Source organism: Mesorhizobium delmotii (genome assembly GCF_900149755.1).
GTDB classification, from domain to species: Bacteria; Pseudomonadota; Alphaproteobacteria; order Rhizobiales; family Rhizobiaceae; genus Mesorhizobium; species Mesorhizobium delmotii.
In genome coordinates this window covers 30255-31218 of the sequence record NZ_FUIG01000052.1, presented here as the reverse complement: position 1 = coordinate 31218, position 964 = coordinate 30255, and the positions used below count along the sequence as shown (strand labels likewise).

Genomic DNA, 964 nt, shown 5'->3' with positions numbered 1-964 from the left:
TGCAGAACTAGTAGTTCATCTTCGTATTGGTCCAGAGACTGATATTCTGGTTGATGATGTGGACGCGGCATTTCGAGAATTTTTGGCAGCGGGCGGAACGGCAGTGGAGCCGCCGTTCGACATCGCGATCGGACGATGCGCCCGTGTATGTGACCCTTTCGGCAACGTGCTTGTAATCTTGGATCAATCGAAGGGAACGTTCACGACGGACGCGGAGCAGAATGTTATCGGCGTAGAGCCCGCGGGTAATCCAACCTGAACGTCGACATTCCACCCGATCGCGACGTAGAACGCTCCGTTGCGGTATAATCCGAGCCGATGCGCCGGCCGGCTCGGTCGCGCCACGAGCGGACGCTTGGCGCGTATTGCCCGAGCGTCTCGATTGGGCCGGGAATCGGACTGTCGGCTTTTGGACACATGGAGCGAATAGCGGAAGTTGAACTGGAAAGCGCCATATGTGTCGGATTGGCCCACATCATACGACGTCACAGGCCACCAACCCTAGCCGAACGGCATTGGCCGATTTCTACCGCACCAAACTGTCTTTTTTCATGGGTCGAAGTGAGGCGATCCACGCCGACTAACTCGTGAACCACGCGGCATGCTGCCGGTGCACGAGTGAAGCCAATGATCGAAAGTCTCATGCCGCGTTGGTAACTCGGCTGGAACTAAAGACGCCACCCGCCATGCCCCAACCCAACGCGGTTGATCTCGTTCGACCAGCCATCTTGCTGGTCGGGCTCTTAGTCGTATTGGCACTCGTGGTGGGCCACTAGAGCCCCCGATGATGCGATGTCCGGCAGATGAGGGGCTCATCACTCTTGATACCACGATGCAACAGCAGCTAGGACCGGCCATATTTGTTACGAATGGTGTCGATGTCGGATTGATCGCCCCGGCCTCGTCGTTCCAGAAAATGAAGGAGCAACGATATGTCTGAAAAGGAAGTCTTGTCTGTCATCCG

The 964-nt window shown here is 56.5% G+C and carries 1 protein-coding gene; it reads left to right on the top strand.

From position 1 onward, the window contains the following. Nucleotides 1–259 (top strand): VOC family protein (locus BQ8482_RS38425; protein WP_425294151.1); only part of this gene is annotated, 259 nt, incomplete at its 5' end. Nucleotides 260–964: the final 705 nt, after the last annotated feature.